This is a genomic window from Aliterella atlantica CENA595 (assembly GCF_000952155.1).
In the GTDB taxonomy this organism is placed as follows: domain Bacteria; phylum Cyanobacteriota; class Cyanobacteriia; order Cyanobacteriales; family Chroococcidiopsidaceae; genus Aliterella; species Aliterella atlantica.
Genome location: NZ_JYON01000037.1, coordinates 16,443 through 43,265 on the forward strand (window position 1 = coordinate 16,443; position 26,823 = coordinate 43,265).

Below are 26,823 nucleotides of genomic sequence, written 5' to 3' on the forward strand. Positions count from 1 at the left end.
TAAAGTTGATAAATCAAGCTAACGTATTCTGTTTGCAGCAAATCTAGTTCGCTCTACTTACCGATTGGTAGGTAATAAGAATAATCATCGGTAATGGGACCAGAGGAAACTCTTATCCCTACTCCAGCAGGAACAAACTCTTCATTAATATTAAACAACCACGAACCCCACAAAGCCGTGTATTCAACTTTTTCTACATCGATTGTCGGTAAATCTAGTAGTTCTTGATATACATACTGCTGCTTGACATACCATTCTGCATTCCCCGAACTTTTTACCAGTACATCATCTTTATACACTGCATAGCCTCCTTCTCCCTGCCTACCCAAAACAGGCTTGGCAAAGTACGAGTTACCAATATCTGCGGTAATTGTCGATGTTCGAGGAAAATATTTTAGGACTGTTAACGCATCTTCTCCAAAGAAGTCAGCCCCTAAATCTGTTATCAAACTCATAATCGTCTTGGGCTGTAAAACAAACCCCGACGCAAAGTTAACTATTGCAACTTGCCTTGAGGCGATCGCTTTTTCTAAAGCACCCTACAGCAGATTACCTTGCTCGTCTCGGTCGTATATCGCCCATTCCAAGGGATACCACATAAATAAAATGTCTATTTGGCGGTCGCTTTTGATGTAACGTAACCGCTTATCTCCAACAACTTTTAGAAATTCTAATGGGAATAATAAAACATCGTTAACAACACATTTAGCTTGCTGGGCTAACCAGTGCATTGTTCCCATGTCCTCAACGTTATTGAGGGCAGTAAAAGCTACAGTACATTCGCTCAAGTGTTTGCCTATCGATGCCGCAGCTTGGACGAGTTGACACCTCAAACTATCTCTTGCAACCTCTATCGCTTCAGGGTTGGGGTCTTCTAAGCCAAAATATTCGGCAGCATACTTATTTCCTGCCAAACACTCGAACAAAAAGCTCGGCGTTTGGCAGTTAATCTCGATAATCTTGTATTCCTGGGTTGCTTTGTTCCACGACCAATCCAGCCTCATCGTAAACGGGGTCAGCTTGTCAGATTTGATGACTTTAAGGCTCTCTGGTGGAAATCCCAAATCTAGTAACGTATCGTCTTCTAACCCCTTAACTACGTCCCAAACTTTTCTAATCACCCTGCCTGCATCAGCACTAGCTGCTTTGATTTGTGCAATCTGATTCGATGGGATTTTTTGGCAACGATACATCCCATAAGGTTGTTCTTCCTTCGTTAGCGGCAATCCTGTATCTTCATCAATTGGGCAAACATTCCACCACTTCAAGCCCATTTTGCGGAAAAATGATGCTCTATTGGGATGTTCAAATACTTCCATGCTCAACTTCCCCCAGATCCACCGCGACCAAAACTACCAAAGCCCGATCTCCCTACGCCTGTTCTGATTGGAGCAAATTTCGTTACTGTTGATTTACCCGTACCTGTTGTAGTGCGCCGATAGTAGCCGCCGCCAGTATAACCGCCTCCGTAACCACCACTTCCAATGAAGTAAGGATGGTTGACAGGATAGTTTTGATAACATTCTTTGGCATATTGTTGTTGCAGCGCCCTACGATCGCATTCTTCCCTAGAGTAGTTCGGTGTAGGATTACACGCTACTACTAGAGATGAAACCATTAGTATAGTTAACAGCCTGCAACTATTTGATTTAGAGTCAGCCACTTTATACTTTCGTTTTCTTACAATTAGTGACGCTACATATATTTTACCTGTTTTTCTCAATTGCTTTATTCAGGTAAAGTTTTTTAGCTACGCGATCGCACTTTTCATAGTGCGATCGCACTAACCCACTTATTTTGCTCAAGCGTAATTTCCCCTACTCAATTACTTACCTGTCTGTTAAATTATTGGTAGTACAAGCGTTCGCCCTACGCCTATGTCCTACCGCATTCAAGAGATCGATCGCATTGTTCGTGAAGCCTACTGCTCTAAATCGCCCGCAATAGAAATGCGCGACAGATTTATGCCTAATGTAGATTTAGACGAAGAGCAACTAGAACTATTTGCACAGTATGTCGCCGCACTACAAGGTATTGGGATTAACCTCCAGGATGAGCGCCTGCAAGATGCGCTTAATGCCTATCCTTACAACATGGAAGCTGCGATCCAAGCGGTACTGGAATATGCCCAAGTTTTGCAACAAAAACATCAAGATTTTCAAGACCAATATCACGCTACCAATTGTCTAACAAAAGCGTTGCGAGAGGGCTGGAAGCCTTAGCTATGACTCATGTGATTTAATTTATGTACTGATCTTGCTCTAAATAAACCATAAAGGTTTATGGCTTACTGCTAGCTCAACTCAAGCTCAACTCTCAACTACTGAAGCAATGAAACTCAACCGCTTTACTTCTGTATCTGCTCTAGCAGCAACCGCGCAGCAGGTAGTAGCTTTGTCTTCTGCTTTAGTGCTTTGATGCCGCCAGTAGCGTAAAGTGCAATCGCAGCTAATAACTCTCTTACAAGAGCGGGCGATTTCTCATGGAACGGTAGCAATGCACCGCCTGTAATCCGAGCAATTTCCTTAAATACTCTGCTTGCGCCTTGAGTATCGTAACCTTGAGATTGGGAGCTACTATCATGAAACATAAAACACCTCACACCTCTTAGCTTTAGTTGCTCTGCTAGTTCTACAGCTAATGCAGGATTTTCTTCAAAGCAATCACCAATATAGATTAGTGCTTTTAGCCCTGGCGCTTGAGTTGCTGCATCTAAAATCTGGTTAAGTGCCGTACCACCAGCAGAACAACGCACAGACTGTACTTTATCTAAGAAAGCCTTTGCTTGCGATGAGAACTCTGTCATCTGTTGCAATCGCCCACCACTGTGATACACAAGCGCAACATCTAATTCCCCTGGTACAGCCTCGAACATAGCCCCTGTAATTTCTTTAGCAATATTCCAACTAGCTTCGCGGCTAGCTGTTGCATCCATTGCAAACAACAAGCGGGGACGTTTGGGATTAGCGATCGCTTTGGCAAGTATTTCTTGCTTGGGTGTTGCAGACATCGCTTTGCTGGAGCGCACTTTGTCTAGAAAGTTACTGCTCTGTTTCTTAGCGGGCAGATTCTTCTTGTCTTCAGGCATCACCCAATTCCTCCAATAATTGTCTGTAAGCATCGTTAACTGTCTGTGCGTACCACGTGGGTAATCCTGATGTGTCTGGATGGACTTGGCGCATTATCTTTCGGTAAGCAGCTTTCACTTTCTCCAAAGATGCATCAGAAGTTAACCCTAATATTATCCAAGGATTAGTTTTTTCCTCATTATTGTCCTCTAAGCCAATTTCCGCAGCAACTTTAGTCCGCCAGTCTGGGTCTACTGCTTCTAGATAGGCTTCTAGTAGTTCTGCATCTGTAGTTAGTTCGCGATCGCATAACATTACTAATATCTCTGCAAGTTTGCTCAAGGTCAAAATAGCTAGATTAGTTTCTTTAGGTAATCCTAAAAAGTCTGCAATCAGCTTGCCCGTTACTGTCTCGTCTGGTTGCAAAGTTAGCTGAATTACTTCTCCGGCTCTAGTGGCATTACCATCCTCGTCTTGAGAGCGCGTTCTCGGTCTTCCCCTTTGGCGTTTTAAGGGCTTATTAGGATCTATTCCCATCCACAGACAAGCTGTTCGCAACACTACCGATTCTACTATTTGCCCGATACTAGCGCTTGCCTTTAGCTGCGGCGGTACTTTTTCATCTAGCACGTATCCAATTTTTGCTTGGCAAATCAGCTTGTAAAGTTTAACTGCGCGATCGTTGTCACCTTCCCAAGCATCTGCTGCTATTCGCCCAATATATCTAGTTGCTTCTGTTTCCGAGCCTGTCATTCCGACTGCCAAACGATATACTAGGCTATTAATACTTACAGTCGAGCGTTTCTTGACAGCGATAAATTCCTTGTCTTCTGATACTACCGTTCCTCCCGTACACAGACTTTTGCTAAATGGGTGTTCTTCTGCATATTCTTCTGGCTTTTGAGGAAAAAACTCATGAGGCTGTCTTAAGCGCCAAACTAGCTTCTCCACGCTGCGCTTGATTTTTTGCTTGCTGCCATTAGCTGCGATTTCTTCTACTTCCTCCTCGACGATTGCAGGTTCACGTTTGACAATATCTAGTACGTTTGGACTGACTGCTACTTTTTCAGTAAGGCGCAGTGGCAAAAATATGTCTTCTCCTGTACGCGGGTGAGCGATCGGCTTGGGCGATACCCATAGCAAATCTTGACGCTTGAACTCGATTGTTATTCGCAAGCCACTGTTGGCGATGGAGTCGATGTAGCGGTTATGCCAAGCCATGCTCTAAAATAAACATAAACGTTTATGGATTTAGTATAGTCCGCTCAGAGCAGTCGCACAAATCTTAAACATATGAACCAACCTGAGCCGAACAACAAGGTATCGCGCGATCACCTCCAGCTTCTCCTCGACCCTTACGATTCTTTGCAGCACTTAGAATGTGACGGGTTAACCCAAGTTTTTCACAGCGTCTATGGAGTTTTCTATAAAGACTCTGAAAAGAGAGTTTCTTACTTGGGAAAGCCTGTAGATTTGCCACTGCTGCCACTACCTATTGTTCAAATACTCGTTCAGCCTTTTGACTCGGATATATCAATAACTGGGCGATCTCGGTCAGGAATTGCTTATGTGCGATCGCTATAGTCGTAGCGGTTGATAATTCTTCGTGATTCGTGAGCGATCGCTTACACCCCATCATCTTCAAACTGGCGATCGCGTTCTTCAAACCACTGCGGGGTTAGACCCAAGTTGTAACACAAGTAATACAAATGTGTCGATAGTTCTTCCCAGCCAGCGTAATGCCCATGCTGCTCCTTCACTTGTGCCTCTGCAAGATCGTGGCATTTACCCTTGTGAACGTGAAGAACCTTAGTTGGCGTTTTTCCCATATCTAAAATGCTTAGATTAACAGCAGCAGCCTGCATCACGTCTTCAATTCGCTTGTTGCAAACGTCACAGGCGATAACAGGAATGATTACCCCTTCCTTTTGTTCAAAAATGACTTGAATCATGGTTATCCTCGTTTCGATATCTTCTCCCGTTCAGTTTAATTCTTCATGCGGCAAAACATAGAGAGCGCTTCTGCCTTCCCAACAACAAAATACATAAACCTTTATGGATTTAAAGGGCGTTTACTCAAGTACAAACAATAACGCTTGAGTAAATACACTGAGATTAATTTAAGACAAACATAAATTACCCCAAATTATTCCGTAGTCTTGTCAATTACATCTCTCCAGTTAGCTGAATATCATGTAGCAAGTGAAACAGCTTATTTCATACTATTACCAATACAAAACAGCTAAATGATTATCGCTAAACCACTATCGATTAAACAACCTGAAGCCGCCGCGCTAATCCGCGAGATGCGATCGCACGTTGGTTTAACTCAAGAGCAACTAGCTGGGCATTTGGGAGTTACTTATTCCACCTTGAATCGCTGGGAAAATCAACGAGGAAAACCCTCGCCGATGGCTATTCAGAAGATCGAGGCAATGTTAGAGCAGATGGGCGATCGCGGTCAGGAGTTGCTGGCGCAGTACACTTCTAAGTAAATAAGTAACCCTAGATATATTCTTAAGGCAAGCAGACAGTATTAGTTAAGTGCTAAATCAATATTATAGGTCTGTCGATCGCTACCTCAGTGGGAAAAGAAGCAGGGAGATCGCAAAACAATGAGGAGGCTAGCATTACTTACTAAAAGAAAAATTGCCGCTTTATCGGTGGGAACATGAAATAGAGAGAATGGCAACTCTACTGCCATTGGAAAGGAAAAACATGGTAGTATCACTAAACTTTGCCTTCTTAGACACCCACGATCCGCAATTGGTGCGCTTGGGCGCTCTTGCCGAACAATATTTTACTTCTGACCCTAACACCTACCTAATTAAACTGCGTCAATTTGGCGAACTGTTGGCGCAACTAGCAGCAGCAAAAGTTGGCTTATACGTCTCGCCTGACGAGCGACAAATCGACCTTCTACGCCGTCTTAGAGATCGCGGCTTAATTAAAGGAGACGTAGACCGCCTGTTCCACGAATTGCGGCGGACGGGAAACGAAGCAACGCACGCGCACTTTGACGACCAAAGAACAGCCCTAAGTAATCTCAAGTACGCTCGACAACTAGGTATTTGGTTTCATCGGGTATTTACAAGAAATCCCAGGTTTTCTCCCAGTCCATTTGTCCCGCCCCAAGATCCAGCAGTCGAAACCGAGGCACTAAAACAAGAATTAGCTTCGTTGCGTAGTGAACTTAAAGCAAGCCAGACAACAGCACAACTTGCTCAAATAGCTGCCGAACAAGAAGCGCAACAACGAGCATCAGCCCAAGAATTAGCACTAACTGCCCAGGCAGAAGCTCAAGATGCTCTAGAGCGTCTAGCGGCAATTCAAGCGCAAGCAATCGAAGCCCCAACCCAAACTATCCAACAAACTATTCAAACAGCGCAGCAAACAGACGTTGAGTTGGACGAGCGAGAAACGCGCCGTTTAATAGATAGCCAGCTACGAAGTGCTGGTTGGGAAGCAGATTCAGAAAATCTTACCTATCAGAACGGCACACGTCCCCAAAAAGGTAGGAACTTAGCGATCTCCGAATGGCAAACAACCCAAGGACGCGCCGATTATATCTTGTTTGCAGGACTAAGTGCGATCGCCGTTGTCGAAGCCAAGCGCCGCAGCAAAGACGTATCGGCAATGATAGACCAAGCCAAACGCTACAGTCGTGGCTTTGAGGTCAAAGCAAATGAAACTTTAGCTGCTGGAGGTCCTTGGGGAGAATTTAAAATCCCCTTTGCCTTTGCTACCAATGGTAGGGAATTTCTACAGCAACTCCGCACCAAAAGCGGTATTTGGTTTTGCGACCTGCGCCGCCCGAATAACCTACGCCACCCCCTACCTAGTTGGTACAGCCCTCAAGGGTTGCTCGATACCCTCGCTCAAGATATAGATGGAGCGCAGCAAAAACTAGCATCTGAAGGCTTCAACTACGATCTAGCCTTACGCCCCTACCAAATTCAAGTTATTCAAGCTGTCGAATTAGCCCTAGCTAACGAACGTAGAGAACTGCTTTTGGCAATGGCAACGGGGACGGGAAAAACTAAAACCTGTATTGCCTTAGTTTATCGACTATTAAAAACTAAGCGGTTTCGTAGAGTGCTGTTTTTAGTAGACCGCACTGCGCTAGGAGAACAAACAGCTAATGCCTTCAAAGATTCGCGCCTGGAGAACTTACAGACCTTTGCCGATATTTTCGATCTTAAAGAACTAGGCGACACTGCCCCCGACCCCGACACTAAAGTCCAAATTGCCACCGTACAAAGTTTAGTCAAGCGCATCCTTTACCCTGCTGACAATGCGCCATTACTTACAGCCGATTTATACGACTGCATCGTGGTCGATGAATGCCACCGAGGATATTTACTAGACCGAGAGTTGAGCGATACCGAACTAACTTTTCGTGACTTCGGCGATTACTTCTCCAAATACCGTCGCGTTCTAGATTATTTTGATGCTGTCAAAATTGGGCTAACAGCAACACCAGCTTTGCACACTACGCAAATTTTTGGCGAACCTGTCTTTACCTATAGTTACAGAGAAGCTGTAATTGACGGCTGGTTAATCGACCACGAACCACCGATTCAAATTGTTACAGATTTATCTGAGGACGGGATAGTGTGGAACGCAGGCGAAGCGATGGAGTTCTTCGACCCGAAAACTGGGCAACTCGACCTAGTTCACGCGCCTGATGAAGTCAAAGTTGAAGTAGAGCAATTCAATCGGCGGGTTGTCACCCAAGAATTTAATCGGGTCATCTGCCAAGAACTAGCTAACCATATCGACCCCGACTTGCCTGAAAAAACTCTAATTTTCTGTGCGACTGACGCTCATGCAGACATCGTAGTTGACCAATTAAAAACTGCTTTAAACGAACGCTACGGCAGCATTGACGATAGCGCCGTAGCTAAGATTACGGGCAATGCCGATAAACCATTGCAACTGATTCGCCAGTTTCGCAATGAAGTTAATCCCAAATTTGCTGTAACTGTGGATCTATTAACTACAGGTATTGACGTACCTGCAATCTGCAACTTAGTTTTTATCCGCCGAGTCAATTCCCGCATCCTCTACGAACAAATGCTCGGTCGCGCTACTCGTCGCTGCGATGAAATTGGTAAAGAGGTTTTTCGCATCTTTGATGCCGTAAATTTATATGCGGCGATCGCACCCTTTTCGTCAATGAAACCTGTTGTAGTCGATCCGAATATTTCCTTTACTCAACTAATTGATGAATTACAGACAGTCCAAGACACAGCCGCAGTCGAATTAATTATCGACCAACTTGTTGCTAAACTCCAACGCCGCAAACTAAGTAACGAGCGTCAATCAGCCATTACAGAAGTCGCCGGAATGCCTGTGGAAAATCTGGTCGAACACTTGAAACAAACTGAGCCAATGCAATTAAAACAGTGGTTTCAAGAACGTGCTGAGATTGCCCGCATTTTAGACCTGCGCGATGGCGGTACTCTACCAGTGCTAATCTCCCACCACCCCGATGGAATAAGACGGCTAGAGCAAGGGTACGGCAATGCCGAACAACCCCAAGACTACTTAGACAGTTTTGCAGCTTTTTTGAGGGATAACATTAATAAAATTCCTGCTTTGATAGTAGTTACTCAACGCCCACGCGATTTGACTAGAGCGCAGCTAAAGGACCTGCGGTTGTATCTAGATGGTGTTGGCTACTCTGAGAGCAATCTTAAAGCAGCATGGCGAACTACAACCAATGAAGATATTGCCGCTTCAATTATTGGCTTTATCCGGCAGGCGGCGTTAGGTGATGCCTTAGTTCCCTACGAACAAAGGGTAGATAAAGCGATCGCCAAAATTCTTTCAAGTCGAGCTTGGACGCTTCCCCAGCGCAAGTGGCTGGAGCGGATTGGCAAGCAACTAAAGGTAGAAACGATTGTAGATACTGAAGCCCTCAATCAAGGTGAGTTCAAAACGCAAGGGGGATTTACGCGGATTAATAAAATTTTTGATGGGCAGCTAGAGACGATTTTAGTTGAGATTAACGATGCTCTTTGGCAAGACGCAAGCTAATAGTTAGCCTAGCACTTCAGCATGAATTTACAGATTTCAGTTTGGATCGTCAATGCATTGTTAAGGTGTTGAAAATACTACAAACAAGCTACTTACGCTTATACAGAAGTTGAGTTAGAACGGAACAACAAGTAACAAAAGCTACTTGAAAACTTTAAAGCATACTGCTATTTAAGAGTAATAAATATGTGTAATGCGTGGAACCATAGCGCAAGCTGTGATTGTGGCTGGGGTGGTAGTGGGACAGGAGGCTGGAAGGGCGGGAGAGGGTCAAGCTATAACTTATCTACTGGAAGTTCATATCTAATAGATTCAAACTCAAATCGTGTGAAAATAGCATCTTTCGCTGCCAAAACGGAAGACGCTCAAACCTACCCAACTAAGTGCTGGTGGTGTGGTGCGTTAGTTTACTATCACACTAATGGTTATGGGGATTCAGTTTTATTTGATAGTTTAGGGGGATGTCCTTGGCAAGTCCACTCCTGCTGGCAAAATTACTGGAAACAAGAAAAATCTAGAAGACAGTCTATTACTGAGCCTGTTATCCTAAGAAGTTTGGAGTCTGACCAACTTAAACGTCTTATCCTTGCTGGGGCAATTCATAAATTAAGCAGCAATGGTTTCAAATTAACTGAGGAACAAGTCGCCCTTCAGTTAGGGATTTCAGTCGGGCAGCTAAGGCAAGAGTATCATCAGATCTACGACCTATATATGCAAGGTGGAGTAGTACAAGTACGTTTAAAGTAAGCACCCAGTAACATCCAACAGAACTTTTATATGACCGCTACTACTGATATCGTTCAAAAACTCTGGAGTTTGTGCCACGTCCTACGGGACGAGGGCATTTCCTATCTCCAGTACGTCACAGAGTTGACTTACCTGCTGTTTCTTAAAATGATGCAGGAAACGGGTAATGAAGACCAACTGCCACAAGGCTACCATTGGTCAGACTTAGTGGCAAAGGAGGGGATTGAGCAAATTACTTTTTATCGCGCTTTGCTGTTGGAGCTAGGAACTAACGGGCGATCGCGAGTCCAAGCTATTTTTGCTAACGCTCAAACTGCATTAAAGCAGCCCCGCATTCTCAATAAGCTAGTCACAAGTATTGACCAGTTGGACTGGTACTCTGCTAAAGCAGAAGGACTAGGGGATCTGTATGAGGGTTTGCTAGAAAAGAATGCTAGCGAGAAAAAGTCAGGAGCAGGGCAGTATTTTACACCCCGACCGCTAATTGACTGCATGGTAGAGCTAATTGCTCCCCAACCAGGGGAACTGGTACAAGACCCCGCAGCCGGAACGGGTGGGTTTTTAATTGCTAGCGATCGCTACATCAAGCAGCACACTGACGATCTATTCGACCTTTCCGAAGCCCAGCAGTCTTTTCAGCGCCATCAAGCTTTCTATGGTATTGAGTTAGTGCAAGATGCTCACCGCTTATTGTTGATGAACATGATGCTACACGGGATTGAAGGGGCAGTGGGCTTGGGCGATACTTTATCACCTGACGGGCAAAGACTAACTAAAGCTGATGCGATTCTAACTAACCCACCATTTGGGACGAAGAAGGGCGGCGGTTTGCCATCGCGGGATGACTTTACTTATCCTACTTCCAATAAGCAATTAGCCTTTTTGCAGCACATCTATCGCAGCCTGAAGCCAGGAGGAAGGGCGGCGGTGGTTTTACCTGATAACGTGCTGTTTGAAGATGGGCAGGGTCGCCAAATTCGCAGCGATTTGATGGATAAGTGCAACTTACATACTATCCTGCGTCTACCTACGGGGATTTTCTATGCCCAAGGAGTCAAAACCAACGTGTTATTTTTCCAACGCGGCTTGACTGAGAAGGGCAATACTAAGCAGGTGTGGATTTATGATATGCGGACGAATATGCCTGCTTTTGGCAAGCGCATACCGCTCACTAAAGTGCATTTCCAAGATTTTGAGGCAGCTTATGGCAACGATCCTAATGGGGAAAGTTCGCGCACTGACCAAGGAGAGGACGGACGTTTTCGCTGCTTTACACGGGAAGCGATCGCCAAACGAGGCGAAAACCTCGATATTTCCTGGCTGCGGGATGAAAGTTTGCAGTCTGGGGATAACCTACCGGAACCAGAGGAAATTGCGGCATTGATTATGACGAAGCTACAAACTGCAATGGAAGAAATGGAAGCGCTGACAGCATTGCTGGAACCAGATGAAGTAGATGATGAAATCCCTGAAGATTCTGAAGCGCTCTTGCCTGAAATACAATAAGTAACAGACCACCATCTCTAGTAGGAATTCATGCAAATTCAAATTGGAATACCAGATGATGTCGCCCATTCGCTAGAAGCAAAATGGGGCAGTCTAGAACAAAAATTATTAGAAATGCTAGCGATCGCTGCCTATCAGGAAGGTTCAATCAGTGCTGGTAAGGTGCGAGAGTTGTTAGGTATGTCTACCCGCTTAGAAGTCGATGCGTTTCTAAAAGAGAAGGGTGTATATCTACACTACAATGAGGCTGATTTTGAACAAGATATGTCAACCATGCAAAGGCTGGAGCAAAAGGGGCAGCTAAAGCACTAATGATTGTTGTTTCAGATACTTCGCCTCTGTGCTATTTACTACTGATTGACTTAATTGAGGTTTTACCTCAGTTATTTGAGCGAGTAATTATTCCGCAAAAAGTCCGCGATGAGTTGTTAGCCGCCGATGCTCCTGAAGTTGTTCGAGAGTGGATATTTCAGCCTCCAGATTGGCTAGAGGTGCAAACTATTACAGGTCAATTCGATCCAGCCTTGAATCAGTTGGATGTGGGAGAGCAGGAAGCGATTACCTTAGCTATTCAACTAAAAGTAGATTTAATTTTATTGGATGATTTAGCAGCAAGATGTGTAGCAACTGAGTTGCAGCTAGAGATTGTTGGCTTGCTGGGAATTCTTGGTTCTGCGGCAGAAAAAGGCTTGATTGATTTTCCTAGAGCGATCACTCGTTTGCAACAAACCTCATTTCGAGCTTCATCCAAATTGATTGACTCGCTTTTACAGCAGTACCAATCACAAGACAAATAGGAAAGGGGTTAAAGTTACGTAGGAAGTTGGTAACTCACGATTTAGATGCGCTTTTTTCAGAGTAGGACGACAGTTAACGAGTTTTTGGGAACAATAAATTTAAATGCTAAATGCTTGGCATAGTTGCTGAAAGCATGGAGGAAAAGGCTTGATACCTAATGAAATTGCTGCACTTCCTCAAGGATGGGAATTCGCTAGTCTTGGTGATGTGATTGAACTGAAGTACGGTAAAGGACTAACAAAGTCAAGCCGAGATGGTGGATGTTATGCAGTTTATGGCTCAAACGGGGTTGTAGGAACGCATTCAAACTTTTTGATCGAGAACTCTTGTTTGGTAGTTGGACGTAAGGGAAGCATTGGTGAGGTTCACATATCAGAACAGCCATGCTGGGCAATTGACACAACTTACTATATTGATGAGTTTTACAAACAACCTATCGAATTTTGGTTTTATCGGCTCAAAGCATTGCCCCTTGGACAATTGAACCGAGCATCAGCTATTCCAGGACTGAATAGAGAAGATGCTTATAGATTGCCTATTCCTCTTCCTCCTCTCAACGAACAACGCCGCATTGTTGCCAAAATTGAGGCGCTGAAGGCTCGGAGTCAGAAGGCAAAAGAGGAACTTGAGGCAATTACCCTGCTCCTAGACCAGTTCCGTCAATCAGTCCTCGCTGCCGCCTTTCGTGGCGATCTAACTGCTGATTGGCGAGAGAAAAACCCAGACGTTGAACCTGCATCAGTTTTGTTGGAGCGTATTTGTGCAGAACGTCGTTGCCGTTGGGAAGAAGCAGAACTGGAAAAGATGAAAGCTAGTGGCAAAGTGCCTACAGATGATTGGTGGAAGAAAAGATATAAAGAGCCTCCCGCTCTAGATGTATCTCACCTACCGCAACTTGTGGATGGCTGGACTTATAGCCTTTTAGAACCCCTTCTTTCAACAAAAAGGGCAGGTCTTAAGACGGGTCCTTTCGGTAGCTTGTTGAAAAAACACGAGCATCGGGCTAATGGCATACCTGTTTTGGGGATCGAAAATATTAGCTCTATGGGTTTTGTTAAAGGAAACAAAATTTATGTTGATGAAGCAAAAGCAGGAGAGCTTATTAGTTATGATGCAAAAGAGGGTGACGTACTAATCTCACGCTCAGGAACAGTGGGTGAAGTATGTGTTGTGCCATCTGGGATAGGTGAGGCAATAATTTCGACAAACCTTATTCGTGTATGTCTAGCAGAAAATTCTCTGCTACCTGATTATTTTTGTTTTCTATTTCGTGGCTCGTCGTTTATCTTGAATCAAGTTTCTGCTCTATGCTCTGGCAGCACAAGAGATTTTCTTAATCAGACAATTTTGAACTCCTTAATCTTTCCTATACCGCCTTGGGAAGAGCAGCAAGAGATTGTCCAAAGAATTAGAGCTATATTTGACTATTCAAACAAAATAGAAAACATAGTTTCAAAGCTGACTCAATCACTTGAATCCCTTAACCAATCCATCCTCGCCAAAGCCTTTCGCGGCGAACTGGTTCCCCAAGACCCCAACGATGAACCTGCATCTGTCTTGCTAGAACGCATCCAGGCAGAACGAGCAAAACAAGCAGCCGAAGCCAAAGCCGCTAAAAAGTCTACGGGTAAGACAACTGGACAAAGCAGCAGGAAAGCGAAACAGCAAGATTCAGAGTCAATTCAGTTGGGGCTGCCAGGGTTAGAGTAGTTGGACAAGCAGAAAGCGATCGCACTGTAGAGTAAGGATAAGAGTATTTTACTGTTACCTACTTTTGGCGATCGCCTTGCTATCAACTACCCTATCTGCGATCGCGTATTGTGGGCTTTGCCCAATCGCTTCCCCTCAGCTAAGTCTCTGGGACAATACTGTTGGTCTGACATCATATGCTGGGTCAAGTAAGCGATCGCCTACTACAAATACATCTGCTGGTACATCTAGCTTTACTCCCCATTCTGCTAATGGCAAGATTGCCCAAGTCGCAACAAATTCTGGAATACTGGTCGGGCGCTGCGCTCTGGGTACACCGCGCAATGCACAGGTGAGAAGCAATTGGTTGAAACCCTACAGTAGAGCATCTGCGTAGGGGAACGGGTCTTTTTCGCCTGCTTCTACTCGCTTCATAAAGGCGGTTAGCCCAAGAGCAAGAGCGCAAGTATTACGCACTGATGAGAGGTGTTTAAGCCAAGACCCTAACACTACTTCGTTCAAGTTATAAGAACGTGCGCTCGCGCCAAGGTGGATTGAATACCTGATTATTCAGTCCACCATTATTTTGCTGTGGTTACTGCTGAAATCCCATGCGGTTAAATCTTGACTCGCCGTCGGAGTCAGCTTTATTGCTCATCAACTTTTTCGATATCGTCAGGTGTACCAGAGGCAGAAATTTTTGATGAGCCAGATTTACCTGCACCCGAATTACCGCCAGAAGCACCAGCACCACCAGAGTGTTTAGAATCTGTGTTGCCTTGTTCTTCCTGAAGCTGTTCAAGGCGGTTTTTTTCTTGAGCTTTATCTTTTTGGTCAGCCATATTTTATTTACACTTTTCGCTCGTAATAATCGCTATATACTCTAGCATTTTACCAATTCAAGCCACACCAGAGGCAAGCGCTTTTACGTGTCCAGATACAAGCTAGAACTATCAGTTGGTCATAGCGCCCAGTTGTAGCAATATTTGCATGACCTAAAGTTTCTTTGACGCTCGTGAACCGGAGCGCCGCGATCCATTGTATGACTGGCATGAGGATGACGCAGCCAGTGGGGCGATACATTTTTAAGGAGAAAGTAAACTATCTTCCTTGTTTCCTTGTGCCATGCCACAAATTCCATAAACGTTTATGTAATTTACTTTAGTTGTGCTTGAAAAATATCGCAAGGTTGACAATTACTCCCGATCTTTAATACCTGCCATGCGCGATGCCGCATAAGGTGTATGCAACAGACTTGCCGCTCTACGTTTAGCCTCTTCCCCACGCCTGTCATACCGCGCAGTGGTAACAGGACTTGCATGACCCATGAGATTTTGCACCGTTACAATATCTACTCCTGCGTCAATCATATTGCTGGCAAACGTGCGCCGAAAATCATGCGGTGAGAACGATGCAAGTTTTGCCTCCTTCCCCCGCCCTTGCAAAATATCCAACACCGCCTGGTCAGTCATGCGTCGCTTTTCAACTTTGCCGCCTTTGCGTGTCGGGTAAAATAGCGCTCCAGATTCTTCTTCCCGCCACCTCAACCAATCGGTTAACGCCGATGCGGCTCCATCATCTAGATAATTTGTTCGGTCTTTGTCTCCCTTACCCGATCGCACTATCAAGCAATTATCCTGCTCGTTCCAGTCAGCCAAATCCAGCGCTACCACTTCGGAACGCCGCAAACCCGCGCTGTACAGTACAGCTATTAGTGCTGCATCGCGGCTACCCTTAACAGATTCGTCCTGGGCGCAGACATGAAATAAGGCTTGCACTTCCCTAATGCTCTGCCCTTCAATAACCTTTGTCCTGCCAGTCGCTCAAAGCGCGATTGCTCTATGGTAATCTTCTACCGATATCAGTCCTAAATTCCGCAACCTTTATTCTGTCTAAACGTTTTTTTAGCTAAATAGTTGAATGACCTTTTCCAAATCAGAGCTAGTAATAACTTACTATCTCCACCGCGCCAAGGAGGGAGAGTAATAAAACTTGCAGCAATTAAACGTATGCTATCTTTAAACTTACCCTCTTCAAGGCGAGCCAAACCTAAAACAGCCAGCGCAATCCCTCTGAACAGAAGATTGTTGACTGTTTGAGAGATCGCTAAAGCCTGTTGTCCATAGTCTAGAGCTAGAGGAATTTCTCCTAAGTCGCTGTAGAGATAAGACAACTGCGATAAACACTGAGATTCATGATGTTGGTAGCTATACTGACGAGCAAGGCTTAAACATTGCCTAGTTCTTTCCATAGCTAACTGAACTTCATCACGCCAAATATGAATGAACGATAACGTTAGCAACGCATAACATTGAGCAGTAACATTACCGCTCTTCTGATTAATTTCCAGCAGTTCTTGCCCGCAGGTTACGGCAGCATCGAAGTTGCGCCCATAACAATATACTAAGCCTAGATTCACCAGTACAGAACTAACTTGACGACAATTCTGGTTTTGATGCCGTTGCTGGTACTGTTGCTGTAGCGCCTCTAATGCTTTTTGCGACTTTCCTAACTGAGCATTGGCAACTGCAAGTCGCCCCAGTGCATACCACTGAGTTTGCGGATCGTTAACGTTACAAGAGATCGCTAATGCCTGTTTGCAGTAATTAACAGCTTTGCGGTAACGCCGAAGATGAATTTCTAAATATCCTAGAGTTACCAGTGTTTGACCTCTTTCGGTTAGGGTAGACCAACTAGAGAGAGCGCTACTATGCTCCCTGACAGAGTTGAGTAATTCGGTATTCTCTATTTGACCTGGAAAAGAATTTTTCTCTATCCGCTCTAACACCAACAACTGTTGCTGACAGTAATCCCAAGCTTTTTGATACTGTCCCCAGTTACCATAACAGAGTCCTAACCCACCAAGTGCTTTGGCATGAGCTTGAGCATTGCCTGTGTTTCTGGCTATATCTAATAACTGCTCGTAGTAACTAATTGCTATTTGGTACTGACAAAGATGAGTGTAAGCAAACCCCAAGTTATTGAGACAAAGACAGTCTAATTCATAGTTAACTTTACCTAACACAGGTTTGCATAGGTCAATCTGTTCAGAGTAGAAGCCCCAAATACCAAGCTGCTCGTGTAAGGGTATATGGCAACTGCTATTTACGCTAACAAATAAGATTTGGCAGACTAAATCCCAAACTTCAAGTTGCCCTAAATGGTGCGCCGCCTCTAAATAGCCTCGAACTGTGTCTAATTGCGAAGCTTGACTATTAGGCTGATAGTACTTGAGCCAGTAAAAAGCTGCTCTTAAATGAGCCTTTTCCCGAACAGTGGGCTGTCTATTAAGATGATGAGCGCCATCTACAACTAATTGCCCTGTAGGTGTAAAACAGCAGGTTAAAATTTCTGTATTTGTAAGTGTTTGTAGTTGCAGCTTTCGCCCTAATTCTTTCATCGTGCTGCTTCCGATTCGAGGTTACTGAGGTGTTGGAGCGCAATACTACGAATTAAACTATGGAGACGATACAGCACGCGCTCGACGCTGCGATCGCTCTCTAATAAAAAGCGGCGTTGTAAGGCTTGAAAAGCTGTTATCTGCGCCTCCTTGGGAGCATCTGCAATTAAAATTAACCAAGCAGTTCGTTCTACAGAACAGCGATAAGTAGCTCCCATACACAGCAAAATATAAGCTAAGGGAGATGAGATTTGTAAGCGGGTAAAGGTTCGTTCTATACGGCACTTGACTAGATCGGTTAGATCGATGCTGTAGTAGGCTAAAGTCACTGGTTCTGCATTAGAGTCTAAACTAGAAGCTATCTTGTCTTGTTCAATCTCTACAATCTCTTGACCGTAATCATGCCAGTAAGCTTGAATATCTCCACTGTAAGGGGGTTCTCGGATTTCTCCAGCGATCGTACCCAAGGCAAGGGGATGACCTTCATAAGCTTGAATAATGCGTCGCAGATATTCAACTCCCTCATTTCTACTTGGATTTACCTGCCAAACTTTAAATAATTCTAGGGCTTCTGCTATATTTAAACCTTTTAGTTGTTCCAAGTGCGATCGCTCTTTACACCGTCCTTCTGCTATTACAGGTGGTCGGTCTTGGGAAGTTAGAATTAAGCGCGATGGCATTATTTCTACTTCGAGCAGTCGGTCGAAAAACTTAGCAAATAAGTTATCTTTGTATCTAAGCTCGCCGCGATCGCTTGCGCTCAAGAGTTCTTCAACCATATCAAGGACGAGCAAACAGGGATGAGCTTGCAGATAGGTCACGAGGTCACTAACCAGTTTTTGAGGATTTTGGTCAAACTCAAAAGTAGATGGCATTTGTCCTAACAGTTGGCAAGCGAACTCATCAAAGGCATATCGGTCAGCATTAAAGCGAAACCATTTTACTTTTGACCAAGTTTGAGCGATCTTTGATTCTAAGCTAAGTCGAACTGCCAGCGATGACTTACCAATACCTGTAATACCTACCAGCATCAATACGCGGCAATCATCTTGAATCTTTTGCGTTAATGTATTTACTAATGCTTCACGCCCAACCCAGCGAGTTTCCTGCTCTACAAAATGGTTGGCATTAAATGATTGAGGCATTTCTCCTAGCTCAAGTTGCGACCTATTAACAGTGCTTTGACTAGCTAACTGAGATACTCGGTTGGCATAATGCTTGAGGACAATCTGAAAGTTGAACTTAGTCACTTTCTGTCCTAAAACAGTGGAAAGAACTTGCCAAAGTTCAGCACCCGTCTCTTTGATGTAGTTATAGTCATAGTCAAAGGCACTAGCTATTTCCAGATAAGATTTTCCTTCCCAAGCTTGGCGAAAGACAATTCTTTGCACCTTGTTCAATCGCCCTGTTTCCACAATCTCTTCTAGGATTTCTAGCGCCTCATCAACATTCATTTTTTATCAATTAGTTTCTCTTATAGCTACTTCTACATATTTTCGATTGATAATTCCGCATTACCAGACGCAAGCGTGCTTAAAAAATTGTTACTAATATCCAACTTTTTACCGTAAAGGGCTATTTCGCAAGATTTCATCATAAAACAGACTTTTTCCTGACTTTTTCCTGACCTTTTCTCTGTAGAAAAATATTATACATAATGGTAGCCTAATGTAGGTTAAAAATTTTACTGCTTACCTACAGGCATCACTTATTTTCTTTGGAGCAAGGGTGTCAAAGCCTGCTAATGCACAGTTTAAGCGAACTACTACTGTTTTTAGTCTGTCTAACAATGACACTTTTGTTACCATCTATAACAAACAGAACACTATATTATGTCTCCTTTGTCACTGCTTGCTACCCATAAACCTGAAACTGCCTTACAAGCTACTAACTCCGAAACACCTTTTTTTCTTGTAATCGAGGATCATCCCGAAGTAGGTCAAAATAATTGTGAATTTCTGCGAATAATGTCACCTCAGTGTTCCTGTATTAGTGTAGATACACCCCAAAAGGGAGTAGAGCAACTAAGGCAAGGAATACCGGATTTAGTAGTAGTAGATTTGCAGTTCGGTACAGTCGGAGGAGAACAGTCCGCAAAACCTGGTCTAGAATTATTGAAACAAATTTTTGAGTATTACCCTACAGTAAATATTCTAGTTTATACTAGCGAACCAACTTTTCTACGGCAACTTATACCGCAGATTAGCAAATATCAAGGGGGTTTTGCAGTTGTCAATAAGATGGAGCGACGCAGTGCGTTTCTAGAAGGCGCTCGGTGTGCAATAGAAGGACAACTTAAAGTTCATCGAGAACTGATGAAAGAAATGCAGTTAAGCCAGCAGGATTTAGAGATTTTAGACCTATTGTGCAATCATGCACTAACAGATCGGGCGATCGCCGAGCGTATGCACGTCTCGCTCAAAACGGCTCAGAACTACGTGCAGCGCCTCAAGGTAAAGTTGGATATCGAGCATCTCGATGATGGGCAGAATGTTAATCCTCGTGTTGCTATTTGTATGACAGCTATGGGACGTAAGCTAGTAGTGTGTTAAACAAAGCTTTAAGCAGGATTTGTGTCTTCAGCAGTAGCCTCTAAGCTCCAAGTAAGTGTTACTTGAGTCCCACCATCTTCTAGAGGTACTCGCTCCCAGTGTCCACCTGGTAGTTCTGCTGCAATAGTATTCATCAGTTTAGTACCATACCCAGCAGCGCCTAATTGTTTGCTGCTTTCAGAACTGACAGATTTAATTGCATCGTTTTCAATACTCAATTTACATTGAGTTCCTACCTGAGATAAACTAATTGTAACGCCCGTTGCCGTACCATTTGGCGGTTGAGCATGACGAATGACATTTGCGATCGCTTCTTTAAAGAACCGGAAAATGTCTTCGCGAGTATCTAACCAATTACTATCTTCTGGTTCATGAAGGGGTTGTAAGCGACTCTCAACATTGATAGTTAATTTTCCTGTGCTGACAAGTTGTTTTAACCTTTGTTCAATTCCCTTGTCTAACCCTGCTTGTAATTCTGGTGTAATCTCTAACTTTTCAGCCATTGTGCGAGTATTACTTAATTGATTGCGAAGATCGCGTCCAACAGATTCTAAGCGAGTTAACAGAGGATCGGGACTAAATGTTGGGTATTTAATGGCTAAAAGTTCAATCCCATCCATTACTAGCTTGAGTTCTTGCAAAGGACCATCATGAATGTCTGTTGCTACTCGATGAAGCAGCTTCCGCGCCTGCATAAGAACTGCTTGTCGTTCGGCTAGTGCTTGCCTTTGCTTTCTTAGCTGCTGTTGTTTTTGCCAAAGTAATAAACAGACAGCTACAGATGCCCCCGTCGAAAGCCAGGTTAAAATTGGTATAGCAAGTGGGATAGTTAACCCTTGAGCAAAAGCTAGCCAACTCAAGCCAACATAAGCTCCAATAAATCCTAAAGCCAGCCAAATTTTTGAGCCAAGGAAATCAGATTTGTTTTTAAGTATCTGGAATGCGACTAATAAACCAAAAAATAATGTGCCTAAAGTAGTGATAATGAAATTTAACCACCCAGGTGAATCTCTTAAAAATGAACCAGTCATCAAGTTACCAATCAAGTTAGCTTGCACCTGGGCAACTGATAAGCGATCGCCATCAGGAGAAAGCATACCAGTTGAGGCTAGGTACTCTTTAGGTAGATCGATTATCACTAATTTGTTTTGGATATTCTGAACCTCAAAGTTAGCAAGAGGAATACTACATTGATTTAATTGAATATAAGTTGGAATACAAATAGAGGAAATATTAAGACTAGGATATGTTTCAGCAGAACTATAAAAGTTAATTCTAACAGCGTTTTGAGTTAAAAGTGCTTGCTTGTCATAGTCAGCAAGTGCGATCGCTTTGTTCCTTACAGGTAAAAAAAACTTATCTAAAGCTAGAACTGCAAATGACTTTAAGTGATAGGTTTGGTACAAATCTTCTACATAAGTAAAGTGTCCTGTAAGGTGCGCTCGACGTGCAGGACTAGTTACGTCTGAAAGGTCAATTTCATACTCAAAAAATCCATGTACTTGTTCTGGAGCGACTGCTGGTTTGATTTTTTTATCGTCAAACGGTAGTAGATGATAATAAATTGATAATGAAGGAGTTTGCTCAGAGCGTTTTTTTGTATAAGTAACTAATACAATTTGGTCTGGATATTTCTCGATTAGTTTTTTAATGAGATTTTCTAAACTACTATCAAGCGGTCGCCTCAAAGAATAGGGTAAATTTATAACTACAACTTTAGCTTTTTGACTTATCAGGCGTTCAACCAAATCTGCATAGAATTTATGCTCAGGTTTAGCAATCGCCGAGTCTACTGTAACTATCAGGATTTCTTTAGGCAGATCGTCATTTTTGTACAGCCCTGTCAAACTGTCTTGAATCTCCAGTTCTAGTTTCTGCACTATCGGTAGTTTGATAAAGACTACGCCTATAATTAAACTCCAACCCATACCCAAACCAATCCCTAACATCTGCCAGGTATTCAAAGCTTTCAATATTTTCGCCATAACTGTTTTAGTTGGAGACGGTAGAAAACTGTTTGCTTAGGATTGTACTGTTGTAAATTGATACAAAGCTCTTCGCCACATTGCTCAAGAAGCCAAGTACCGCTCTTGGTCTGGATTGTACCGTTTAAATTGGGGTTTGTCTGTACCTTTCCATAAAGTGGCGGACCCCAGAGCGAGCGCACAACCTCGCCGTCAATTTCTAAACGTAAATCGACAGAACCTCCTTCTCCCACCCCACTGATAACTCGTCCAACGCCTTCCCAAATTTGGCTAGCACTGGCTGGAAGGATCAATATACCAAGTAATAGGAGCATTTGGCAAAGCGCATGGAAAGCAAAAATACTTAGGAATCGCACCCTTCTCAAATAGCAAAACAAGTACATATGCGATCGCTCCAGATACATAGCAAGCCCTTTTCACTTTATCCTGGGTTGCCCTCAAATTACTTGCGTAAACCCGCAATTTTGTCTGCGTTAATTCCTCTACCTTAAATCACTAGAGAAATCAACAATGGAAATAGGTTGTCAATGTCTGATACAAGGTAAACAATCAGCGATTAACGGTGCTGTGTACGTAGTTTGAAACCCTCGTATTTCAATTCCAAGACTTAATTTGTACAGGTTCACTAATAATGGTTTATGGAGTAAGGATTGTAGATATTTTTTAATGATGAGGCTCTTGGCGATCGTCAAAGCTCTCTTCAAGTTTATTTCAGTTGTTAATTATTCTCAAGGAGTACATTCTAATGAAGGCAATTATTGCAAGTTTAGTATTTGCTAGTGGCATTGTTAGCATCCTAGATACAGTAGCATTAGCTGAGTGTAATCCATGGGGTTGCTCAGAAGTACCAGGTCAACGTTGTAATCCATGGGGTTGTCCTACGGCTCCCCGTCCTCAAGTTCAACCGCAACCTCAACCACCGATTGTTGTACCTGTTGGTCCTTATGGAGTATATCCTCCCTACGGTGGACAACCTCAACAACAAGTACAACCTCCACGAGAAAGCATCTCTGATTGTATTATTAAATTACGTGCAGATGCTAGAGATAGAGGTACCATACTTTCTATGCAAGATGCTAGAGGTCTATGTCGTTGACGTATAATATTATACCTATATAAGTGTAGTATTATTAGACTGCCTTTTGATTTGTGTTTTGAACGGAAGGACATTCGAACGGAATATTCGAGGTAAAAGCCTATCTGTATAGAACCACCATTCCTCTGCTGGGGCTTCTATTTCGATATTTCTGATTATCATCTCTAGCAAGTCCTGTATATCCATGTATGTACGTTCCTTTATACTCTTTATGAGTCTCAGGGCATCTGACGTAGATCCTAGTAATACAACTGCACTTATTAGGTACAGTGTAAATGATGAGAAAAAAGTAATGAAATAGCGCTATGGTAGCTCAGTTGCTAAAGACAGAAACCGAAACGGCTACTAAATCAGATATCTAAACAGAAACTTTCGCGACAACAACTATCGTTAGTTTGATGGTACCAGTGATGGTCGCACTGTGCAATTAGTGAATAGTACAAGTCATGGAACTCTGTGGGAATTCACAAGTCTGCTTGCAACTGAACAGCAACAGGGAGTGAAAGCGATCGCTCTTTGTGTAATTGCAGTTGAACTTCAAATTGTCAAGGCGATCGCTCTTGGATTATCACTTGAGTTAAAGCAAAGCAAATTGGTCATTCCGCATCAAGCAACACAAAAATTCAATCTAACTAATAGTTAGCCCGCTAAATCTTGGCTATATCGTATTTCTAACAGAGGAAGGGTAATGAAGAAAACTATAAGCAACATATCTTACTTGTGTGCTTTTCTTGTCTCATACACAGCACAAGCAATTCCTTGGGCAATACTTCCTCAGCCAGCAATTGCTCAAGATCAAAGGTGTGGTGTAAAAAATGGAATTCCATTGCCCTGCTGGACAGAGTTTCTAGAAGATGGAGAAGGTGAAGAAACGCTACCACTATATCCGTATGCAAAACGTCCTAATGGATGTAGCATTCCAGGAGGTCGTCCAGGCGAGTATGATAATTTTGGTAGTCTTGGCTATAATTTTAGCTTCCGTGAAGCTTGTAACAGACATGATCGCTGTTACTACACGCTAGGAACAACGCCAGGACAATGCAATATCCCCTACGCTCAAGAGTTACTCCAAGTTTGTAAAGACGGTATATTTCAGCCACTTAAGCCCCAAGATGTAGTTAGCAGTGGTAAATCGCGAGCAACAGCCATAGCAAATTGTGAAATAAGAGCAGAATGGATGTCTAAAGCTGTGATCGCTGGACAGTCTAAGTATCATCAAGAAGCTCAAGAAAAACAAGCTCGTTATCTTAGAAAAGTAGATGATTTTCTGATAGCTCGTCGAGGGCAAGTTCTACCGACAACCGTACAAGATGTTGAACTCCAACCAAGATATGCTGGCATCGCAATTTCGCCGTCAGGAGATTACTACTATGGATGGAACGACACTAACAAGCAAGCACTAGAGTCAAGACTAATATCTAAATGCGGAAGCAATTGCAAATCATTTTTCACGTCGAACTTTGGTATAAATAGAATGTATTTAGCCTTAGTCCAAGCAAGTGATAATGCTTGGGCAACAAGAGCTAACCCCTCTATCAACAATGCCGTTCAGGAGGCTCTATCAAGTTGTAGAGAAGTGAGTCGCGATCCAGATTCCTGTCAACTTGATGTAGTCATTAGTCCTAAGCAAGGCGTAGTACGTCGTTCAGAACCAGTTCCTCGTGTTGAACAAAAAACTTGTTTTTCTGTCGATGCTAGGCAAGGTTGGCAGAGCTTTGTCTTACCTCGAACGATCAATTCTCCTGAAAGTATTGAAGGAGGATGGTCAGTTGATGCTCGTTCATATTCTACAGTCAATCATCTAGGTCATCAAGGAGCGGAGGCTGAAAGACTAGCTCCTTATAATGATTACAAGTACGATCAGCGATTTCCCTTCGGAGCATTGCTGATGAGTGTCTCAAATCGAGATACAATTTGGATTCAGACAACCGATTACATTGTGGATTGGAACACCTCTTTTCCAGTCGGATCTGTTGTTCGCTTCAGAATTAACGATACTGATGCTGCTTTAGGTGATAATGCAGGTTCTTTAAACATTTGTTTGCATAAGGCTGCTGGCTGATGGTGAAATGTTAAACCGCCGAGTTAATAGTAGAAACGTAGATGGAAGTTTGTCTGCGAGTTCCCAGGTTCGAGTGAGTTATAAGTTTAAGGAAGCCGTTATGCCTAATGATGACAACAATAAGCAATCGTGGGCGGTTCCAACCGTTGTAGCTATTGTTAGCACAGTTAGTGCGATCGCAGTTGCATAGATTAATAAACCACAGCAATCTGTATCACCCTCTACACCCTCTACACCTTCTACAGATTCATCCGAGCAGCAACAGAGAGTGAAAGGGGTCGCTCTTTGTGTGATTTTAGCAGTTGGACTTCAAATTGTAAAAGCAATCATCCTAAATTTACTAACCCAAAAAAGCGACCGCCCTTATCAATAAGCAACAAATAGTTGCGTAAGTCCTATTCAATTAAGGTAAGTAAAAGCTGCTAACAAGACTTAGAAATTTTTAGCAATTAATAGTAGAACTTATGATTAAATTACTTGTTGCCATCTCTTATATTTTATGTACTCCTATCTCTGCATTTGCTGAATTATCGAACATAAGACAAATGAGTCAAAATTCTAACGGCTACTTTAATGTAATCTGTTTAAATGGACATAGGGAGACAGCCAGTTCAGAAATGATTCTCAAAAACTTGGTTTGTCAAACTGCAACCGATCGGTCTTCCTCAGTACGTAAGGCAGTGATTTGTACGGGGAATGAATTTCAAGACTGGTTTTACGTTACTAGAATAGCTGATGGCAAGCAATTTGGAGATTTTGGAGAAAAGTTGTCATTAAAGCGTGTCAGCGAGTAGTGAAAGCTTCAAACTCTGAAGTTGTTTGTACGGGTGATGAATTTCAGGATTGGTTTTACATTACTAGAATAGCTGATGGCAAAAAACTTGGCGAACGGCTTTCTTTACAAACTTGTTTGCAACTGAGCAGCAACAGGGAGTGAAAGCGATCGCTCCTCGTATAATTGCAGCAATTGAACTTCAAATTGTAAAAGCGATCGCCCTAATTTTATCAAGCCAAGAAAGCGATCGCTTGGATAAGTAAATCAACTTATGAGATTGTCGAGTCAATCTGCAACACAAACTAGCCAACTCTATTCGATTGTAAAAGTAATAGGTAATAGTTATGAAAAAACTGTGTATACGTCAGCAAAAACCTTCCAATTCAATATCCCAAATTATTAAATTATTGACAATCGGTATATTGAGCAATAGCTTAACTTTAATATCATCTCAACTACCATCTGTTGCTGCGGGAGGTTGTAATACTTATGGATGTTGGAGAACCTCCACAGGAGGATGTAATTCCTATGGTTGTTGGGAGAATTCGGGAGGATGCAATTCTTATGGTTGCTGGCATTCATTAGAGGGAAATTGTAATTCCTATGGTTGCACAAATAATAGAGATTGTAGTTCCTATGGTTGTCCACTTCCTGAAGAAACAGCAAATCCTCCTCGCCTTAGCTGGACGATCGCGACATCCAATATAAGTGTTGAAGAGTGCCAAGAAAAAGCTTATCAGGCTATGCAAACATTAAAGTTTACGAGCTTAAAAGCCAGAAATACATCAAATATTAAGTATGTAGCAGGCGAACGAAAAAACAATACAGCCAGAATAGCTTGTCATCAAAATAATACCGTTTTTATTTTAGTGGCTGGAAAAGACGCTAACGATGTTGGAGATTTATTTAAACAATTAAAATATGCTGTTTTAAAAAATTAAAATTCAGCAGCAATGGTGCTTCAGTTAGGAGAAACATCGCCCTGAATTGATCGATAGCTAAGACCTCAATAAAGGCAAGTATAAAGCTTGGTTGCCGACTAATACAGATTAAAAAAGCAAGAAAAGCTTAATGAATTATTTAAAGCGCTCGCTTAAAAACTA

Annotated in this window: 28 protein-coding genes and 2 pseudogenes; 17 read left to right on the forward strand and 13 right to left on the reverse strand. The window is 43.0% G+C overall.

All coding sequences use genetic code 11. The features are described from left to right. Positions 1-53 precede the first annotated feature (53 nt). Positions 54-1,319 (reverse strand): annotated as a pseudogene (locus tag UH38_RS27785) (glutathionylspermidine synthase family protein). Between the two features lie 2 nt (positions 1,320-1,321). After that, a complete protein-coding gene (locus tag UH38_RS22690; RefSeq protein WP_045056984.1) occupies positions 1,322-1,618 on the reverse strand; it encodes a hypothetical protein in 297 nt (98 codons plus the stop codon). A 259-nt stretch (positions 1,619-1,877) separates the two neighbouring features. Between UH38_RS22690 and UH38_RS22695 the strand changes: the two genes are divergently transcribed. Beyond that, on the forward strand, positions 1,878-2,222 hold the full coding sequence (locus UH38_RS22695; protein WP_045056985.1) for a hypothetical protein: 345 nt from the start codon (positions 1,878-1,880) through the stop codon (positions 2,220-2,222). 125 nt (positions 2,223-2,347) lie between these two features. On the opposite strand, the gene UH38_RS22700 is transcribed toward UH38_RS22695, so the two are convergent. Next, on the reverse strand, positions 2,348-3,010 hold the full coding sequence (locus UH38_RS22700; RefSeq protein WP_235355384.1) for a vWA domain-containing protein: 663 nt from the start codon (positions 3,008-3,010) through the stop codon (positions 2,348-2,350). A gap of 70 nt (positions 3,011-3,080) precedes the next feature. Then, positions 3,081-4,289 carry a J domain-containing protein gene (locus UH38_RS22705; RefSeq protein ID WP_045056987.1) on the reverse strand — a complete coding sequence of 403 codons (1,209 nt, stop codon included), beginning with the start codon at positions 4,287-4,289 and terminating at the stop codon, positions 3,081-3,083. A gap of 72 nt (positions 4,290-4,361) precedes the next feature. On the opposite strand from UH38_RS22705, the gene UH38_RS22710 reads away from it, so the two are divergent. Next, positions 4,362-4,652, forward strand: a complete 291-nt coding sequence (locus UH38_RS22710; protein ID WP_045056988.1) for a hypothetical protein — start codon at positions 4,362-4,364, stop codon at positions 4,650-4,652. A 41-nt stretch (positions 4,653-4,693) separates the two neighbouring features. Here UH38_RS22710 and UH38_RS22715 read toward each other — a convergent pair whose 3' ends face one another. Then, entirely contained in the window at positions 4,694-5,020 is a 327-nt protein-coding gene (locus UH38_RS22715; protein WP_045056989.1) for a hypothetical protein, read from the reverse strand. A gap of 294 nt (positions 5,021-5,314) precedes the next feature. Between UH38_RS22715 and UH38_RS22720 the strand changes: the two genes are divergently transcribed. From UH38_RS22720 to UH38_RS25095, 7 genes are all read left to right on the forward strand, one after another. Continuing rightward, positions 5,315-5,563, forward strand: a complete 249-nt coding sequence (locus tag UH38_RS22720) for a helix-turn-helix domain-containing protein (protein ID WP_045056990.1) — start codon at positions 5,315-5,317, stop codon at positions 5,561-5,563. 223 nt (positions 5,564-5,786) lie between these two features. Further along, on the forward strand, positions 5,787-9,110 hold the full coding sequence (gene hsdR, locus UH38_RS22725; RefSeq protein ID WP_045056991.1) for a type I restriction-modification system endonuclease: 3,324 nt from the start codon (positions 5,787-5,789) through the stop codon (positions 9,108-9,110). Positions 9,111-9,437: 327 nt separating this feature from the next. Next, complete coding sequence (locus UH38_RS22730; protein WP_045056992.1) at positions 9,438-9,857, forward strand: hypothetical protein; 420 nt, start codon at positions 9,438-9,440, stop codon at positions 9,855-9,857. Between the two features lie 30 nt (positions 9,858-9,887). Next, positions 9,888-11,363 (forward strand): class I SAM-dependent DNA methyltransferase, encoded by a 1,476-nt coding sequence (locus UH38_RS22735; RefSeq protein WP_045056993.1) that lies wholly within the window; start codon positions 9,888-9,890, stop codon positions 11,361-11,363. A gap of 30 nt (positions 11,364-11,393) precedes the next feature. After that, positions 11,394-11,675 (forward strand): UPF0175 family protein, encoded by a 282-nt coding sequence (locus tag UH38_RS22740; protein ID WP_045056994.1) that lies wholly within the window; start codon positions 11,394-11,396, stop codon positions 11,673-11,675. Continuing rightward, positions 11,675-12,160, forward strand: coding sequence for a DUF3368 domain-containing protein (locus UH38_RS22745; RefSeq protein ID WP_045056995.1), 486 nt, complete (start codon positions 11,675-11,677; stop codon positions 12,158-12,160). Before UH38_RS22740 ends, UH38_RS22745 begins: the two co-directional genes overlap by 1 nt. A gap of 148 nt (positions 12,161-12,308) precedes the next feature. Continuing rightward, a complete protein-coding gene (locus tag UH38_RS25095) occupies positions 12,309-13,871 on the forward strand; it encodes a restriction endonuclease subunit S (RefSeq protein WP_052672530.1) in 1,563 nt (520 codons plus the stop codon). Between the two features lie 135 nt (positions 13,872-14,006). Here UH38_RS25095 and UH38_RS22755 read toward each other — a convergent pair whose 3' ends face one another. The 6 genes and pseudogenes from UH38_RS22755 to UH38_RS22775 form a co-directional block, all read right to left on the reverse strand. Then, positions 14,007-14,213 (reverse strand): hypothetical protein, encoded by a 207-nt coding sequence (locus tag UH38_RS22755; RefSeq protein ID WP_144405754.1) that lies wholly within the window; start codon positions 14,211-14,213, stop codon positions 14,007-14,009. A gap of 284 nt (positions 14,214-14,497) precedes the next feature. Further along, positions 14,498-14,692, reverse strand: coding sequence for a hypothetical protein (locus tag UH38_RS22760; RefSeq protein WP_045056997.1), 195 nt, complete (start codon positions 14,690-14,692; stop codon positions 14,498-14,500). A gap of 83 nt (positions 14,693-14,775) precedes the next feature. Then, positions 14,776-14,934: pseudogene (locus tag UH38_RS26050) on the reverse strand (tyrosine-type recombinase/integrase); the annotation flags it as partial. 112 nt (positions 14,935-15,046) lie between these two features. Next, positions 15,047-15,628, reverse strand: a complete 582-nt coding sequence (locus tag UH38_RS22765) for a tyrosine-type recombinase/integrase (protein ID WP_052672531.1) — start codon at positions 15,626-15,628, stop codon at positions 15,047-15,049. Between the two features lie 89 nt (positions 15,629-15,717). Next, the gene (locus UH38_RS22770; protein WP_045056998.1) at positions 15,718-17,250 is read right to left on the reverse strand and encodes a tetratricopeptide repeat protein; all 1,533 of its coding nucleotides are present in this window, start codon (positions 17,248-17,250) and stop codon (positions 15,718-15,720) included. After that, complete coding sequence (locus UH38_RS22775; RefSeq protein ID WP_052672532.1) at positions 17,247-18,704, reverse strand: ATP-binding protein; 1,458 nt, start codon at positions 18,702-18,704, stop codon at positions 17,247-17,249. Before UH38_RS22775 ends, UH38_RS22770 begins: the two co-directional genes overlap by 4 nt. Before the next feature lie 378 nt (positions 18,705-19,082). On the opposite strand from UH38_RS22775, the gene UH38_RS22780 reads away from it, so the two are divergent. Further along, on the forward strand, positions 19,083-19,802 hold the full coding sequence (locus tag UH38_RS22780; protein ID WP_052672533.1) for a response regulator transcription factor: 720 nt from the start codon (positions 19,083-19,085) through the stop codon (positions 19,800-19,802). Between the two features lie 8 nt (positions 19,803-19,810). On the opposite strand, the gene UH38_RS22785 is transcribed toward UH38_RS22780, so the two are convergent. Together UH38_RS22785 and UH38_RS22790 are read right to left on the reverse strand one after the other, a co-directional pair. Next, entirely contained in the window at positions 19,811-21,787 is a 1,977-nt protein-coding gene (locus UH38_RS22785; RefSeq protein ID WP_045056999.1) for a sensor histidine kinase, read from the reverse strand. Next, positions 21,772-22,101 carry a hypothetical protein gene (locus tag UH38_RS22790; RefSeq protein ID WP_045057000.1) on the reverse strand — a complete coding sequence of 110 codons (330 nt, stop codon included), beginning with the start codon at positions 22,099-22,101 and terminating at the stop codon, positions 21,772-21,774. The genes UH38_RS22785 and UH38_RS22790 overlap by 16 nt, the downstream gene beginning before the upstream one ends. A 431-nt stretch (positions 22,102-22,532) precedes the next feature. Here UH38_RS22790 and UH38_RS22795 point away from each other — a divergent pair, with 431 nt between their 5' ends. From UH38_RS22795 to UH38_RS22815, 7 genes are all read left to right on the forward strand, one after another. Then, positions 22,533-22,883 carry a hypothetical protein gene (locus UH38_RS22795; protein WP_045057001.1) on the forward strand — a complete coding sequence of 117 codons (351 nt, stop codon included), beginning with the start codon at positions 22,533-22,535 and terminating at the stop codon, positions 22,881-22,883. Positions 22,884-23,313: 430 nt separating this feature from the next. After that, a complete protein-coding gene (locus tag UH38_RS22800) occupies positions 23,314-23,526 on the forward strand; it encodes a hypothetical protein (protein ID WP_045057002.1) in 213 nt (70 codons plus the stop codon). 45 nt (positions 23,527-23,571) lie between these two features. Then, complete coding sequence (locus tag UH38_RS22805; protein WP_045057003.1) at positions 23,572-24,945, forward strand: DUF4189 domain-containing protein; 1,374 nt, start codon at positions 23,572-23,574, stop codon at positions 24,943-24,945. A gap of 7 nt (positions 24,946-24,952) precedes the next feature. After that, entirely contained in the window at positions 24,953-25,135 is a 183-nt protein-coding gene (locus tag UH38_RS26940; RefSeq protein WP_160296015.1) for a hypothetical protein, read from the forward strand. A 355-nt stretch (positions 25,136-25,490) separates the two neighbouring features. Then, entirely contained in the window at positions 25,491-25,739 is a 249-nt protein-coding gene (locus UH38_RS22810; protein WP_144405756.1) for a hypothetical protein, read from the forward strand. A gap of 112 nt (positions 25,740-25,851) precedes the next feature. Further along, the gene (locus UH38_RS27970; RefSeq protein ID WP_268748910.1) at positions 25,852-25,983 is read left to right on the forward strand and encodes a hypothetical protein; all 132 of its coding nucleotides are present in this window, start codon (positions 25,852-25,854) and stop codon (positions 25,981-25,983) included. Positions 25,984-26,064: 81 nt separating this feature from the next. After that, entirely contained in the window at positions 26,065-26,661 is a 597-nt protein-coding gene (locus tag UH38_RS22815; RefSeq protein ID WP_045057005.1) for a hypothetical protein, read from the forward strand. Positions 26,662-26,823: the final 162 nt, after the last annotated feature.